The organism is Candidatus Saccharibacteria bacterium, from assembly GCA_016789455.1.
GTDB lineage: Bacteria > Patescibacteriota > Saccharimonadia > Saccharimonadales > Saccharimonadaceae > CAIJKY01.
Genome location: JAEUQU010000002.1, coordinates 1271984 through 1287937, shown reverse-complemented (window position 1 = coordinate 1287937; position 15954 = coordinate 1271984). Strand labels below are relative to the sequence as shown.

Sequence of the window (15954 nt, the reverse complement as noted above, 5' to 3'; positions counted from 1 at the left end):
CGCGTCGCCCGGCGTCGTAAACCCATACCACTGCGCATCCGTATTCACCCCATTCTCCTGCATCCACCGCATCGTTATACGATTCTGCACATCGCGGTCATAGGAGATGGCCTTCTCACCCCAGTTCTGCCGTATCTCCTGATTCCGGTCACTAGCGTCATAGAAGAACTCAGTCACATCAGTGCCACCGTTCCAGGTCGAGCCAAGGCGTGTGGTGTTGCCGTGGTCATCGTAGACCGGCACTTCCAGGTCTTTGTCGTCGCTGTAAATCAGGCGGTCGGCAAAGTCGTAGCAGTACGTCGTCGTACTGGTCGTACCGTTGAACGTATGACTCATGCTGGTACGGTTGGAGTTTTTGTGGGCGTTGGGATTGTAACTGCCCCAGCAGTTGGTAGGTGCGTCAAAGCCATAGGTGTAGCTATGCGCACCAATGGTTGCAGCGGTCAGGCGGCCGGCCTTGTCGTACGAGTAACTCTTGCTTTGGCCGTGTTCGGTACCGCCGGTAATCTGGCCGGATTGACTGCGGGTCACGCTATCGCTGACAGTGGTGGTGCCGTCGCCAAGCACGTAGTTTTGGCCTGTGGTGCGGCCGAGATCATCGCGCACAATGGCATTCAACTTCATTTGCCCAGCCGTTGGATAGTCAACGCTGCTCAGGCGGCCGAAGCTGTCGTAGTGCGGCACCGCAATCGTAACGTTATCCACCTTCTGCTCGATGAGCTTGTCGTAGTCGTCGTAGACGAAGGTTTCGGTGCCGAGTGTACCAGTGCGCTGCGTTAAGCGGCCTAGGGCATCGTAAGTCGACGTTGCTTCATTGGCCTGCACATCCTTGTAGTACGTAGTGCGGCCCAATAGGTCAGTGTTGGTTTGGATAGTGCCTTCATCATCACCACTCGTCACATGCAGCGGGTTGCCGTTGAGCGCCCAGTTGTTGGTGATAGTGCGGCCGGCCGCGCTGCCCCGTGCCGGCACAATGGTCACCGTGACGCGCCCACGGGTGTCGTACGTGGTACAGGTCCAGTTATCATTGTTGAAGCGCGTCGCGACGATATCGCCGCCCTCGTTGTAGATGGTCTGACTGGTGCGGCTCGTCTTGGGCCCACTGCCATCCGGATCAGTCTCCACCTTGCCCTTCAGGCGTCCCGCCTGCCGGAAGGTTTCAACGACATTCGTCGTGCATGGGTTATCGGCCGTCTCGGTAGCGCCATAGTGCTGGTAGGTCGTTACCGTGCCGCCGGGTAACGTCTTGCTGGTCTGGCGCAGGAAGCCGCTGTTCGGCGCCTCAAACTGGCTGGTGGTCTGGTAGTTCAAACCAGTCGCGTCAAGTGTCGATTTGGTCGCCAGGCCATATTCCGGCTTCGCATATTCAGTCGTCGAGACACTATCCCCAAGCTGCGCATCAAAGGCCTTCTGGCTCGTCGTCAGGTTGTACGCCGGCGTTATGTACTGTGCCACCTCCTTGCTGAAGGTATTGCTGCCTGGAGGCGCAATTTGCAACGAGAAGTCGGCGGTTTCAGTCGCACCCACATGGTAGTAGTCGATGCGGATACGCTTGAGCGCGTTCGCCGTGTTATTGAGCGTATACGCCGTGTGATAGCGGCCCGCGCCGTTGTTCCAGTCGTCAATCACCAGCTTGTCATCAATCCACATCCGCACGCCGTCGTCGGAGTAAATGCGGATCTGGTAGTTGCCCGTCTGCGGCAAACGCATCTTGCCCGTGGCGCGCATCCCCCAGTTGGCACTGTTCAGCGTCGAGACCGGCGGCGTCAGGTTGAACAGCTGGCTCACCTGACCCGGGTTGGCGCCGTTGTTAGTAAGGCCGGTAGCGTTGAGCTTGGGCGCGTTGGTCAGCGTCTTGCTGTTAGGGCCGTAGTCCATGAAGCTGACGGCCGGGCCGGTGATGCCTTCGTCGTAGCCGGTCTGGGTGTGCGGGACTTGCGAGTTGTAGGCCGTCAGTGGTTTGCGGTCGGTGCCAAACCAGGCGGCAGGTGCTGGGCCGTATGAATCAACCGGGCGGTCAGAATCGTCGTAGATGGTCGTGGCTTTCAAGCCAGTCGGGTCGGTACTGGAGAGTACCAGGTCCTTGATCGGATCCCATTCCGTCGTCGTGGTCAGGTTGGAAACGTCAGTCGAGGCAGTAGTACGGAAGGTACTATCGTAATCCACCTTCTGGCTGAAGCCGTTGGGCTCCGGCGCGTTGTTAATGTGCTTGAGCGTCGAACCAACACGATACTCGAAGGTGTGGCCCATGCGGTTGCCGTTCGCCACGGCTGCTGGCTGCGTAATGGTAGCTACGCGGCCCAGGGCGTCATAGGTAACTTCCGTCTTGGCGCTCGGGTCATTGGTGCGGATACCAGCAGCCAGGGCGTCATTGGCAATGCTATCGCGGAAGGCAATGATGCGCCCCAGCGAGTCGTACTGGAAGTCCTCAATCTCGCCGCCAGGCTTCTCCAGACGGGCAACGCGGCCCTGGACATACCAGATGCGCGTCAGGTCACCGTCGGAGGTCTTGACGGCACAGAGCATGTTAGCGGGCGCCTGGCCATCAAAGCCCCATGGCGTAGTGGCGTTACATTGGGTGTCGCCGCTGTAGTGCAGGGTGGCGTAGCGCTGATCAGTCACGCCGTCGACGATCTTGATCAGGCGGGCCGGGCCGCTGCTGACGCTGGCGTACTCGTAGCGCACGGCTGCAGGTTTACGGTCATCAAGCATGGTTGTCGAAGATCGCAAGGTGCCATCAACATTAAAGATGTAGGTGCGGCCATCATCGTCAATCAGCGTGTGCGTGCCGTCGCCGTTGCGGGCCAGGTGGCCGTCCTCGTTGACCGGTGGCTTGTAGCCGCCATCTTTCCAGGTGTATTCATGCGTCTGTCCGGTCGAGTCAGTCAGGACGGCGTTGTTGGAGTTGACGCGCATACGGTCGTAGCCCAGGTCGCCGTCGGGGTCAGCGCTGAGGTTCCAGCCGTCAGACAGTACGTGGGCTTTTGGCGAGAGCCAGGCGCTTTGCACCGTTTGCTCTGGTACTGCACCTTTCACCTTCAGCTGGGCCATGGCGGCACCGGTCGCTTCGTAATATTCCATCTTTATGGGGATCGATTGGCCTGCGGTGAGCGTAATCGATGACGTCGCCCAGTTCATGACTGAAGGCTGTGACACCCATTTATCTACCACCGGTGAGGCTGAGTTATTCACCCAAAGACGCGCGCCGTCATCCGTATATGTACCGAAGGTGTAGTTGCCTGCCACTGGTGCCGTAAAGTACCCCACCCACCGCACCAGGAAGTTATCGGTCTTGCCGCCAGGAATTGGCGAGGTGCCGGTCCAATCAAAGGAGACGATCTTATCGGTGCGAGTCAGGAATTTGCCACTGTCGTCGCTCGGGAACAGGCGATCATTGTCGTAATCATCGTAGTAGTGACCCACCAGGCCGGTAGATTGCGCCACGGCCCGCACGCCGGTCTGCAGCCATTCACGGGGCACCACACGCTCAGTGACCGCGCCCTTGACCTTCAGCTTGACGAAGGCGTTGCCTGCCCCCTCTTTGTACTCCACGCGGAACGGCACAGTCTGCCCGGCCGTCAGGCTGACGCCGGAACCGAAACAGCTGGCACCGCTACAGATGGTAGAGGTGTAAACGTTCTGGTTGTTAACGTAAACGCGCAGGTTATCGTCGTGGTCACCACCAAAGATAAAGGTGCCGGTGGAGGGTGCTGTGAAGTAACCGGTCCAGCGAGCGACGAAGCCGTCATTCTGCAAGCCAGCCGGACTGCCGGCGTTCCAGTTCTGGTCAATCGTGCCGTACACGCCGGTCATGGCCGGGGTGGTCGTTGGAATAACACCAGGGTCGGTCGGGTTGATGTTCCAGAACTCGCCCACCAGGCCGTTGCGCGAGCGCTGCGGCGAGTTGTAATCAAGCGATACGCCCAGCGAACCGCCCAAAGCGCTCATCGAGTGCGTGCTGGTGCTTGTTGCCAGGTTGCCGGTTGCCAGGTCGATGCTGGCCGGCCCGACCGTGTCATACGCCTGCGTACTGTCCTTGCCAGTGCGGAAGTCTACCTTGAAGCTATGTGTCCAATCGGGGCTGGTCACGACATCGCCATCGTACGTAGCGACATTCCAGTAATAAGTTGAGCCATCCTGCAAAATATCATCTGGCACCGTCCAGGTTGAAGCCGTCGACCAGTCGGAGGCCGCAACTATACCGCCGCCGCCCGTCGAGCTGACAGTGAACTTGTAGCGGATCTGCTGGCCGTCGGCGTCGTTGGCTGCCAGCTGGTTGACGCGGAGAGTGGGCTGCACATCCACTACCGTGCCGTTATTGGCCGGGCTGGGGTTTTCCGGGCCCTGGGCCATCGGCGTTGCCATCGGAGGCGGCGTCGTGTAGACCACGGTCAGCTGGATGTCGTTTGGTTCGAGCGCCTTATACGATTCGTACGCGCCTTCCTCGCCCCTGACATACAGTTTCTCGTGCGTCAGGTTGTTGTTCTTCATCCAGTTGACGGTATCAAAAACATTGATGTTACCGTATGTACCAACCGTGCCAAAACTTTCCGCAGAACCGGCACGACCGCAGTTGAAGCCGATGCACTCGGCTGCCTTGACCCAGAAATCACGCGTAGCAGTCGAGCCCCAATAGTATGCACGGTCAGTCATCGGTAGGTACAAGTTGGCCGCAAGGATTGTCTTGCCATGCGCTTGTGTGAACGGCAGATTCAATATGGAGCGCCAGCTCTTCCAGCCGTTGTCATCGATTTGGCCGACATTTGGAAAGCAGGTGGTCGAGCCACAGACGTAGCCATCGCTCTTTACCGACCAGTAATCATTGAAGTTGTTGACGATATTGGTAGTAACGCTCGGGTCAATGACAAGTGGAAAGTCTTCAGCCTGCCGAGCGGCGTACCACGCCTGATCCATCTGCACAGTCAACGTACCGTTATTAAACGACTGCGAGACCGCTTTTTCGCTCGTGATACCCTTCTTATTCACCAACATGCTCAGTGGCGAGAACATGAAGTGCGCAGGGTCGAGGCCCTCGATGGCAAACGCGCCCTCAACGCTAGGATGTGGCAGCAGGCTAGCGCCTTCGACCGTGAATTTAAAATTGTTGGTTAAGTTTTCCTTGTGGATGATGATATTTTCTTTGAGTGATTCGCCGCGCGTCTCATACTCAACATCCACGCCAGGCCAGGCGTTCTTATATGTGACGAGCTGCACGCCATTGCGGTCCGTGCGGGCGAATGGCTTGACGTTCTTGGCGCCGACAGGCTTCAGGGTAAGTGTCTTGCCGCCAATCTTTACTTCAGTGCCATCGGCGAAGGGACGGAAATGGATTGCCGTATTACCGGCTTTGATCTTGTAGGCCTGCGGGTCGGTCAGCTTGGGGGTGTCCTTGCCGACAATGCCCGTAACGGGTTCAATCGGCTTCTTTGAGGCGTAGGCAGTATCACCGAGCGCCTTATCATCAATCGGCTTGAACTTCTTGTCGGTCGGGTCAATGAAGTTCTTTTGCTCTTCAGAGACGACGAGACGCCTTGTGCCATCACCATTGTCGTAGGTCGTGCTGAAGGCCGTGCGCTCACTAGTAAGTTCACCGCCCTCAGGCTCTTGGGTAGGGTCGAGTGCAGCCGGGGTGGCGTCGAGGATGCCGCCCAGGTCGCCACCAGAGACATCCGAGTCTGTTGCTGGCTGCTGCTTAGCTTCAACCTGCTCCATGGCAGCCACACCACTAGTATCAATGACGCCCGAGTCCTTCTTGTCGAAGAGATTCAAGACATCCAGCGCTAATAGACTATTCGGCTCTGCCGCCGTAAACACAAGCAGCCCCGCCATAGCCAGCAGGACTGTTCGTTTCACCAGTTTGTGCTTTGTCCGTTTTACTGACGGCAGACCATAGTTCGCCGATTTTTCCCGCCTTGATACCAAACGCCGCAAAAGATTGCTTCGCATGCCCCACCCTTTTCTGTTAAGCCGTTACCTTAATCATACATGGGCGGCCAGCTGCTACAAGATTGATTAAATAAGGTTTAAGTATCTAGCAAGCGGCACGGTAAAGAGTGGGTAATCTGTCGGCAAAAAAGTAGCAATACCTTAAAGAATAAAAATAGCCTAGCCTCGGGTTATATACTTAACTAACCCGCTACCGTATTTGAAGATCCGGGTCCAAAACTTTCACATCCGTATCGTTATCCAAGCCGTACCATACGACTGCCTTGAAATCTTTTCCGCTTTTTACGGCCACAGAATCTTTCACTACATCTTTGACTGATGTCCAGATATCATCAGCCGATGGGCCTCGTAAACCCAATATTACTTCTTCCTCGGTAAACAAAAGGTCGTCGACGTATGCTCCCTCGGGCATATGTCGCTTGAGTTCCTCCGCCAGGTCGCAGGCGGCTTGCCGCTCAGCCTTCGTGCCAAGCCCATTGTCACCCGTAAACCTTCCGATGATACTGATATGATCTTCGGGAGGAATCTTGGCTTGTTCTTCCTTAGACAGTTTTACTGCCTCCAAGTAACTTTGAACGTCAGGTGCTTTTAGTATGTCCCGTACTTCATCAGACCAGGCAAAGGCGCAATCATCATGGGTCTTCATGTGCTCCAAAATCTGCTGCTTATGCATAAGTATAGACTCGGCGATACACTCACGCATGGAGCCAGGGTCTACCTCCCCATCATAGAACTGTTCGAACCACGTAATACCCTCGGTGCGAAGGTCGTCAACCCATACCGGAGCGCTCGTGATCATATTGGTTCCGCCTTCAGTATGAACCACGTCAGTCACCCACGAACTTGGCACCCTGCCATCAACGACCGTGAACGTATCGGCTACGTATACCATTTGGTCAGTCGTGTCATTGGCCATTCCGCAGCAGAAAAAGGCGGAAGATTCTCTGCTGGGCAGCCTGGGTTTGCGAAACGGCGCAGACCAACCGATACGCTGTTTGGACGTAGGAAACCAATCGATTACCCCGACATCCACTCTGATACCCGTGACGATGTAGAGCTCATCGGGATCAAGCATGTCGCATGCTTCAGAGCCACGGGCCAGCTGCGCTTCGCTAAGTTCTTCACGAGGGATTGGACGTACTAACATATACCTTTATCTTATCTATCTACAAGAGGTCAGTCGATAGCTTCAACCCTGAACGTCACATACTTGTTACGCGAACCATTATAGTCATCAAACTCAGCCGAGTTATCAGAGACCATAATGCGGTAGTCGTATATGCCCGCCGGCATAGTTGCCGCATCACGCGTTACTATCAGCTCGCCTTCTGTCACGGAAAGCATGCGCCACTGCGCACCGGGGCCTGCGTCGGTCAGCGTCTTGACCAGGCCGCCGTTATGGCCGTTGATAAGTTCTATGTCGAAGGTGAAACGGACACTGCCCGAGTTGAGCCGTGCCGCCTGTGGCGAGGTATTGCGGACTGCGAAGTCAGCAGGAGGCGTCACGATGACGGTCATGCTGCCACGGAGCAGCATCTTTTTGCCCTGCACTGACGCACTGACAACCATCGGCACGGTACAGCTACCGACGCTCGCATGCCGCTCGGCTTTGAAACGGTAGGACTTGCTGGTTGCCGTCTGACCGATGGCAGTGCCCAAGACACCTCCGCAGTAGAGGGAATCGCCAAAGTTGGCAGCCTTGCCGTCGGAGAGGCTTACCGTCACGACGCCGCCTGTGCCGCCTTTGGGGACAGGTGCGCTCGAGGGGCTGAAGACGATGCTCGGTATGGCCTGGTTGTTAGCGGCAGCGGGTGCGGGTGCCGCATTGCCAGCTATTGGCTTCGCACCTCGCTGTGCGGTCGATTCGCCTTCTGCTTGGACATTCAGAGCATCAGCTTTGTGCGGTTCATCTGCTTTTGCTGGAGTAATACCTTTGCCGCTCTTGGCTGGCTGGGCGGTGGCTTGCTGTGACTCTACAGACGAAGATGGGGCTATGCCAGAGACATCGGCGGTAGCGATAATAACGATTGCAAGAAAGGCGAGCAATGCTCCTATGCGGTACTTGGCTGCATCAGACAGATTAAAGGCAGTTTTGAGATGGGCTCGTGACATAAAGACTCCTATTACTATAATTATACCAAATTGTAATAGTTTTGTCAATGCTGACAGTTGATCGCTTTATTACAACTTTAAGACTTATCGATACCGCCATGTGCTTGAAGCACCAGCCGAAGCGGTCAGGAAATGATAGCTTAATCGCAGTCATTACCCAAACAAAAGCACGCCCCATCACTGAAGCGTGCTCTTATCGTACCGGTGATTCGTTACCGAATTACCAGCTACGCTGACGGAAGCTGCCACCGTTACCACCGCCATTGCGGTCGTAACCGCCGCCACCGTTAAAATCACGGCGTGGGCGGTCTTCGCGGGGACGAGCTTCGTTGACGACGATGTTGCGGCCGCCGATATCACTGTTGTTCAGTGCTTCGATGGCTTTCTTGGCTTCATCATCGTTGCCCATTTCTACGAAGCCAAAACCGCGTGAGCGGTTGGTCTCGCGGTCAGTCATGACGCGAGCTGAGTCAACGGTACCGTGCGCGCTAAAGAGCTCGCGCAGTTCGTCGTCAGTCGTAGAGAAAGGCAGGCTGCCTACAAAAAGTTTCACTATTGCTATCTACCTATCTAAAAATCTTTCTAAAATACAGTCGACCTACTAACTTTGTCCCGCCTGTTGCCTACTGGAACATGTCGAATTACAAACTAGCCTTGCACGATATATTGTACTCGATGTATACATAATTAGGAAACTTTTCATACGAGTTAATGAAAAAACAATTAATGTACGAAATTTCACAGCACATTTATCTTGCTTATGCTTGCGTAACGGCCTATCTTATTTTACTCTTGCCTTGAGCACCCGTGCTCATCTGTTCAAGCGAACCACTGCACGCCTGGCGGCTGTTTTTTAAACGAACCGACCTACGGAGTGATGTACATGACCGTGACCCTCGATACCGACGTCCTGGACGTCGCCCACAAGGCCCACGCCGATGCCGAACTGGACGAGGCCACCGCCGACCTCAGCCGCGCCAAGGCCGGCCTGCGCGGTGCCTACGCCTCATTCGCCGAGGCCTACCCCACCATCGCCCTCGAGCTGCTGGCACTGGCCGAGCGCCACTGCACCGAGCTCGACGGCGACCTGGCCGGCATCCTGGCCGAGACCCACGACGGCCTCGGCTCGCCAGCCACCGTCAAGCAGCACAACCGGGAGCTCCTCGAGCTGCTGGCCACCGCCGACTCCACCATCAACGTCGACGAGCTGCACGCGGAGTTCTGCCAGGAGGTGGACGCCGCGGCCACCGATGGCGGTTCCGAGACCCTCGCCGTCGCCAGCTGACACTCGCACCCCAGCAAGGAGCACGACCGCACGGCACTACCCTGCACTCGTACTATCGCTTGAACATCTATACCGCCCCGCCAGGCGTGCAGCAGGAATGCTCCGCCCATGCGGGGCATTTCTGCTTTTGTACCTCTGTAATTTGTGCCTTCTAATCTCTATGGATGCCACAAATATAGTTGTATACTTTAATCAAATATTTGTTTAGCGAGGTTTACTTCCACGATTTGTAGCATACGACTATTGTAATAATTTAAAAATATGTTACAGTTGTAATGTACGTACCCTCTGCACTATTGGAGAATCTCGTGGACGAATTGACCCGTCGCCTGCAGAAACGACAGAATCTGGAACTGGCCCGGCATGCCGAGATGGTTCAGTCCGATCGTGAAGCTGCAGCGCGCGCAAGCAAGGCTCGCGCCAACGCCCAGATGTTTATAACCGCCATGCGGCGCCACGGCGTACAGCCCCTTCAGCTAGCCTACGCCGTAGCGACACCTGAGACCAGAGGCATCTTCCGCAGGACCACGACTTACGTTCACCGCGGCGATTTCAGAACACTTCCCTTACACGGATGGTTGATCGCAGCAGCATGGTCCAACGACGAAGAGAGTAGCCCCGGCGCACTCGTTACCACCACAGGAGAGGGTTACGAGTGCCACTCGTCGAGTATGCAGCCAGTACCGGGCAAGTCGCATCTACCGCACCTGTGGGTTAGAGAGGATGCCAGGCCCGGGGACAACTGGCTGATGCCGTTGTATGACCTGGACAATGTCGCCTTCTTGACCGAGCGGCTCATCGCCGGCCACGTGTGACAGCGGCGTCCGAGCGCTCCTGCCGCTCCGATGCTCGCAGGCGCGTACGCTTCAACCGGCACCACATCCAGTGGTGCCGTTCTCTTTTCTTCGACCGACCAAATTCTTAAGTAGAAAAAAGCCCGACAAACCGTCAGGCACTTTTCTTGGTAGCGGGGGTAAGATTTGAACTTACGACCTCGTGGTTATGAGCCACGCGAGCTGACCAGACTGCTCCACCCCGCGATATATGGCGAGTCATGCAAGATTCTTAGCGAACCTGCACGCTCTATCTACTATTAAAGTAGCATATCTTTTCGCCGCAGTCAAAACCTGCCGAGGCGCACCCCGCAGCACCGCTATTTATTCTTGTTGCCAAAGAGGAAGTACAGCCACTGCTCCACGTTGCTGCGATCCTTGAGCGGCGGCTCGGCACTGGTGGGGGTCTCCACGCTAAGGTCGTCGTCGTGGGCCGTATCTTCTATGCCATTGTCCGGCAGGATGATCAGTGTCTCCCCAGGCGACCCCTTGTTCAGCAGTTCCCGGGCCTGCAGGTCCAGGTACTCATCGGTCTTATAATAGAGATTTTCAAACCGCTGCGTCTCCACCTCCAACTCCAGCAGCGCCACCTCCTGCGCCATGCTGTCCAGCCGGATCTGCTCGCGGAAGTTGTCCTGGATAGCCTGGACGGCGCCGGCTACCAGCATGCCCACCAGGGCGATCAGAACCAGCCCGATCAGGCCGCTGAGGCTCAGGCGCTTTTTGATGTGGTCGGTGAGTGAGGCGTGCATGGTGTTAGTTTTTTCGTATGTCGTACAGAGGTACTTATCCCCTCCTATTGTATGCACACCGCTGTTAAATTACAATGTTCTGGTACGCCCGGCAAGACTCAGGCATGGGGCCATAGCTCAGTGGTTAGAGCAGTCGGCTCATAACCGATTGGTCGCTGGTTCAAGTCCAGCTGGCCCCACCATAATTATTCTTTCTCTTGCTTTTTATTATTTTTATTGTATTATACCTACAGTCGTTCGACATCCACCCCGCCCTTCAAGGAGGCAGCGCAGTGCAGCGCATCGTGTTCGACTCGTGGTACATCCCCCTGCTCGTTCTGGGCATGCTCGGCCTGTTCATCAGCGTCTGGCTCGGGTCAAGGCTCACCAAGAAGTACTCGCAGCTCCCCGCCTTCATCGTCTGTCTGGTGGTGGGACTGGTCTGCCTGGGCTTCGTGGGCTGGCGTATCGTGGAGGTCATCAGCTCGGTCGGCGCCGACAACGATCGCGCCCGCACCGAGCTGACGGAGGCCACGCACGACATCTTCCACACCAAGATTGTCGACATGCTGGTCGACCTGGACAGCGACCCGCAACGGGCCGTCGTCGAGGTCGACAGTGAAGGCGGCTTCCCTGGCATGACCGTGCAGGCCGTCCGCAAGCCGGGCGGCCCCTGGGAGGTGTCCTGCACCACCAGCGACGGCCGACAGGTCAACCTCACCCAGGCCGATCCCCTGACGCTGGTGCCGCTGAACATCGGCACCTGTCCGGCGCCTGGCACGGTCAACCCGCCGCTGCCCCAGCAGGCCTCTGGATGGTGGCCCTGGTAGTACGCCCGCCCTTCCCCTCCGCAGTTTGGAGAGGGAAGGGCGGGTTTTTGCATGGGCGCCATTGTATTTTCGCGTGAAATATTGTATAAAAATAAATGTCAAGTCGCTTCAATTGTTCCCCGGAAGGGAGTCCTGCGTGAGTACCATATGGCTCGACCTGGCCGACCGCATCACAACCATGAACGTCTACGCCGTCCTGACTCTTGGCCTGGCGGCCATGGCCTTCTGCTTTATGAGGTGGGGGCCGGATGGGCGTTGGGTGTTTGCCAGCCTGTTCGCCGTGCTGGCGGTGGCGCTCGGCGTCGCCGCCGGCACCACCTGGTACGACATCCAGAGGCAGCAGGCGGACCCGGCCGCGTCCAGCGTCCGCTTGGCAGTGCTGGAATCGGCCGATGAGGCTGGCCTGACCGGCTTTTCCAAGCTCCAGCTGCTGCCCGGCAGTGAACCGCTGGCCGGCAGACTGCATACCCACGACCACCGCAGCTTCGATGCCGAGCGACGCCCTGACGGCAGCTGGGCCATCGGCTGCCGTTCGTCGCGGGATGGCATCGTCGTGCCCTTCGCGGAGGACCCCGGACTGACCGACACCGTCACTCGGGCCGGACACTGCCCCGCGTTCTACTGGGGGCCGATGCACTTCAGCGATTCACCCTGACACCCGCCCGTCCGGCCCATTCCCACTGCGGGGTGGCGCCGGGCGGGCGTTCGCATGTTTGACAAGCCCTCGCCAGATATGCGAACATAAAGCGTTTCCGTTTATCCGCGGAGTCACCAAAAAGGCAAGGAGCACTCATGGAGAGCCTTCTCGACGTTCAGACGTCGGGCTCCTGGATCATGTCCGTCCTGCGCTGGTGCCTTCAGACGCCCCTGGGGCGCTGGTGCGAGCAAGTGTACGTCTCTGAGCGTCGCTGGCAGCGGCTACAGAATGCCCTGCACGACAAGCAGACGCCGCGTGAGAAGATGCTCACCCTGCTCAAGACGTCGGATGACTTCGAGCACGAGGTCCTCGGCTGCCGGCTCATCCACTTCGATGAACCGCGCCTCGACATCTTCCTCGGTGATGATCGCCGGCTCTACATGGTCGGCACCATCGGCCAGCGGCACTTCCCGCTCGTCCGGCGGCATCACATCGAGCAGCTCAGCGACGAGCAGTTCACGAGGGTACTCACGAGCATCGGCAGCGCCTAGGTGACGGGAGGCGGCCGGGACATCCCCGAGCCGCCTCCCGCCTGTAACTACTGCTCCTTATCGAGCGAAAGCGCCATATAGACGCCGTTCGTCCAGCCGAACCCATCCTGCAGCTCGTATTCGCCGCCGCCGCCAAGGTTGTGCGGCTCATACACATTGTATTTTTCAACGAATTTTGATTCGGCATTATAGACGGTATTACAGGCGTCAAGCCAGCGCTCTTTGACCTCGTTTGCCAGCTGGTTCAGGCCATAGTTGCGCAGCCCGGCAATGGCGATGTACTGCAGCGGCGCCCAGCCGTTAGGTGAATCCCATTGCTGCGGCGTGTGGGCCAGGGTGGTAGCCAGGCCGCCGGGCTTAAGGAAATCGGCTTCAAGCTTGTCGGCCACGCGCACGGCCTGGCTGGAACTGGGCATGCGGAAGAACAGCGGAAAGACCCCTGCCAGCGTTTCGGCGTCGGTCTGCTGGCCGGCCACGAAATCGTAGTCATAGTAGTAGCCGCGGGCGTCGTTCCAGCAGTAGCGTTGCAAGGCTTCGGCGCGGGCGGCCGCCTTGCGTTCAAAGCGGCGGGCCAACAAACTCTGCTTGAGGATACCGTACGCGGTAGCGATGGTCTGCTCCAGGCCGTAGAGCAGGCTGTTGAGGTCGACCGGGATGATATCGGTGGTGTGGATGGTCGAGATGTCCTGCGGGTCGCGGAACCAGCGGGATGAGAAATCCCAGCCGCTCTCCGCACCAGCCCGCAGGTCGAGGTAGACCTGGCTGGGGGTGCGGCCTTCGGCGCGCATGGCGGTCTCGACATCTTCTTTGTAGCTTTCCGGGCGCGGTGTCTGCTTCTTGTCGTAATAACGGTTGAGGATGCTGCCGTCCGGCATGCGCACTACGCGGTTGACGGCGTGGGCACCGGCCCGCACATCCTTGATACCCTTCATCCAGAAGCGATATTCGGCCAGCATGTACGGCAGGTACTGCACATACACCCGGCGCCCCTTGGCGGCCGCCAGCAGGCGCACCATCTGGGCAAAGAACGGCGGCTGTGAGCGCGTCAGGAAGTAGGTGCGGTTGGCGGTGGGAATGTAGCCGATCTTGCGGATCATGTAGGCGTAGTTCTTCATCATGTCGTCGATCATCTCGTAGTGACCGCCAGCCGCCAGGCCGATCATGATGAAATAGGTGTCCCAATAGAATTGCTCCAGAAAACGGCCGCCCGGCACCACATAGGGGTACGGCAGCGGCATCAGTGAACCGCGCGGACGGTAGGTTTGGCGCGTCAGCATAGGCCAAAGCTTTTCTATATGCTCTTTGGCGGGACGGTCGGCGGACGCCTGGTAGCTGCCGGCATCAAACGTGTATCCCTTGAAATGCTCCTCGACGAACTTATGCAGGTCGAACCCGGGCTGCAGTTTTGCCTTCCGGTATGACTTGGCGATCTGGCGCAAACGCCGCTCCGAGACCAGGTCGACGAACGTCTTGCCATCGGAATGGATACGCCGGAGCTGGACATCGGAAAACAATTCACCGAGCAGTTCGTCCGGTGCTTTTTCCGCCGGAATCAATCCGGTGATGTTGGTAATGCCAGCTTTAATCTTCTTTTCTAACATGGGCCACCCTGGCTGATCTGGTTATATTTGATAATCAAAAGGTCTGCGGTTGTTGGTTTTATTGGCTGTCGCTCAACTCTACTTATTCCAGCCTAGCAAACAGCCCCACCGTCCCGCAAGCGGTAGAGAGAATAATGCAACAGAGTGGCGGATCAGGGCCCCAAAAAAACAAAAGTTCGGGCTACTCACCCGAAGGCAAACAGCCCGAAACGTTTTGCTTGAAGCGCTGTTTGTTTGCTCTGATTGTAGCACCAACATAAGCACTATTGCAAACATTTTTTATTCAGTTTTCCACAATTACAGGGGTGGCCGTAGGGTCAAAAAAACTTCCCCACCCATGTTGGTACAGTCAGGTAGGGAAGTTTTGAATACAATCTGTGTGCAAAATCTGCGGGAAGTGCTATTTCTTCTTCTTGATAGTGAGGAAGCCGTTGCGTGGGTTCTCGGTTACTTCGTAACCAGCTGGCAGGTCGGTCGGGTCACCCTTGGCGCCTTTTTCGTCCTTGCAGAAAAAGTAGATGGTCTGGCTTTTACCGCCGCGTAGAGTCACATCCTTCTTGTGCAGGTGATACGTTACCCCTTTTGAGTTCGTGTGTGCGTAAGCTGCCGTAGTAGCCATAGTTGGTTTGTCCTCCTTTTACAGGCTTTACGAATCTAACCTTATATCGTCGGTGTTACCTCTGTCAATAGGTTTATGCTACAGAGGTAGGATATTGCGGCGTCAGCAAACAGCAAAAAACGGCTGCAACAGGTTAGGAATCGTGCCGTCGCACCATAAGCACAAAGAACAGCTCAATGCCGAACCTGACCGCGATGATGAACCACAACACCAGCGCCGCCAGCAGGGTCATGCCGGCCGCATCAGGCGACCAACTGGGGCTGATAAAAGAATATTGGTAGCGGTACGGCTGCGGCAGGTCGGCCTGCAACAATGGATCCTGCCCCGATGCGACCTCGCCCACCCGGCTGGAGACACATTGGGCGTAGGCCGGGAACGAGGCCGTCCGGCGCAGCTCATCACGGCAGGCCAGTTCGGCCTCCTGGTATTTGGCATCATTGGTGGAGCCGCTGTGCGTCACTTTGGCGACGGCGGCCTGGTAATCGCGCTGATAGGTCTTCTCGAGGCTGATGCGGTCGAGCTGGGTGTTCATGTGCCGCGAAACATAGCCATGCAGGCGTTTCAGGGCTTTCTGTGTCTCGGCGTCGTTAAGGGCCGCATCGGCCGCTTTGACGTCATTGAAGAGCTTGATGGCTTCGATGCTGTTCGCCCGCAACAAGGCCACGCTGGATACTGTGAAGAAGATGGCGATCAGCGTCAGCTGCCACAGCCGGATACCGCGGATGATGCGTATCCGGTGATGGATATGCCGCCGAACCCCCACCTGTGCTGCATGTCCCTTCATATAGCTTCAGTATACTCCCGTTGTG

13 protein-coding genes and 2 tRNA genes are annotated in these 15954 nt (G+C 57.1%); 6 read left to right on the top strand and 9 right to left on the bottom strand.

The genetic code is table 11. The annotated features are described in order from the left end of the window. The 4 genes from JNJ66_07835 to JNJ66_07820 all read right to left on the bottom strand — a co-directional run. Nucleotides 1-5853, bottom strand: a 5853-nt coding sequence (locus tag JNJ66_07835; GenBank protein MBL8160335.1) for a hypothetical protein, incomplete at its 3' end; no start/stop codon positions are given. A 283-nt stretch (nt 5854-6136) separates the two neighbouring features. Further along, complete coding sequence (locus JNJ66_07830; protein ID MBL8160334.1) at nt 6137-7093, bottom strand: hypothetical protein; 957 nt, start codon at nt 7091-7093, stop codon at nt 6137-6139. A gap of 29 nt (nt 7094-7122) precedes the next feature. Continuing rightward, nucleotides 7123-8058 carry a hypothetical protein gene (locus JNJ66_07825; GenBank protein ID MBL8160333.1) on the bottom strand — a complete coding sequence of 312 codons (936 nt, stop codon included), beginning with the start codon at nt 8056-8058 and terminating at the stop codon, nt 7123-7125. Between the two features lie 220 nt (nt 8059-8278). Next, a complete protein-coding gene (locus JNJ66_07820) occupies nt 8279-8611 on the bottom strand; it encodes an RNA-binding protein (protein MBL8160332.1) in 333 nt (110 codons plus the stop codon). 330 nt (nt 8612-8941) lie between these two features. Between JNJ66_07820 and JNJ66_07815 the strand changes: the two genes are divergently transcribed. Together JNJ66_07815 and JNJ66_07810 are read left to right on the top strand one after the other, a co-directional pair. After that, complete coding sequence (locus JNJ66_07815) at nt 8942-9343, top strand: hypothetical protein (GenBank protein MBL8160331.1); 402 nt, start codon at nt 8942-8944, stop codon at nt 9341-9343. 308 nt (nt 9344-9651) lie between these two features. Beyond that, on the top strand, nt 9652-10158 hold the full coding sequence (locus JNJ66_07810; GenBank protein ID MBL8160330.1) for a hypothetical protein: 507 nt from the start codon (nt 9652-9654) through the stop codon (nt 10156-10158). A 147-nt stretch (nt 10159-10305) separates the two neighbouring features. Here the strand turns inward: JNJ66_07810 and JNJ66_07805 are convergent. Further along, nucleotides 10306-10383, bottom strand: a tRNA-Met gene (locus tag JNJ66_07805). A gap of 113 nt (nt 10384-10496) precedes the next feature. Beyond that, nucleotides 10497-10928 (bottom strand): hypothetical protein, encoded by a 432-nt coding sequence (locus JNJ66_07800; GenBank protein ID MBL8160329.1) that lies wholly within the window; start codon nt 10926-10928, stop codon nt 10497-10499. A gap of 106 nt (nt 10929-11034) precedes the next feature. Here JNJ66_07800 and JNJ66_07795 point away from each other — a divergent pair. The 4 genes from JNJ66_07795 to JNJ66_07780 all read left to right on the top strand — a co-directional run bounded on the left by JNJ66_07795 (nt 11035) and on the right by JNJ66_07780 (nt 12925). Continuing rightward, nucleotides 11035-11110: transfer RNA gene (locus JNJ66_07795), tRNA-Ile, on the top strand. 90 nt (nt 11111-11200) lie between these two features. Continuing rightward, nucleotides 11201-11737: a hypothetical protein gene (locus JNJ66_07790; GenBank protein MBL8160328.1), complete on the top strand. Its 537-nt coding sequence runs from the start codon at nt 11201-11203 to the stop codon at nt 11735-11737. A gap of 136 nt (nt 11738-11873) precedes the next feature. Continuing rightward, nucleotides 11874-12392 (top strand): hypothetical protein, encoded by a 519-nt coding sequence (locus tag JNJ66_07785; GenBank protein ID MBL8160327.1) that lies wholly within the window; start codon nt 11874-11876, stop codon nt 12390-12392. 233 nt (nt 12393-12625) lie between these two features. Next, nucleotides 12626-12925: a hypothetical protein gene (locus JNJ66_07780; GenBank protein ID MBL8160326.1), complete on the top strand. Its 300-nt coding sequence runs from the start codon at nt 12626-12628 to the stop codon at nt 12923-12925. Nucleotides 12926-12972: 47 nt separating this feature from the next. Here JNJ66_07780 and treF read toward each other — a convergent pair whose 3' ends face one another. The 3 genes from treF to JNJ66_07765 form a co-directional block, all read right to left on the bottom strand. Beyond that, entirely contained in the window at nt 12973-14526 is a 1554-nt protein-coding gene (gene treF / locus JNJ66_07775; GenBank protein ID MBL8160325.1) for an alpha,alpha-trehalase TreF, read from the bottom strand. Between the two features lie 400 nt (nt 14527-14926). Continuing rightward, complete coding sequence (locus JNJ66_07770; GenBank protein MBL8160324.1) at nt 14927-15145, bottom strand: hypothetical protein; 219 nt, start codon at nt 15143-15145, stop codon at nt 14927-14929. Between the two features lie 133 nt (nt 15146-15278). Further along, on the bottom strand, nt 15279-15929 hold the full coding sequence (locus tag JNJ66_07765) for a hypothetical protein (protein MBL8160323.1): 651 nt from the start codon (nt 15927-15929) through the stop codon (nt 15279-15281). Nucleotides 15930-15954 lie beyond the last annotated feature (25 nt).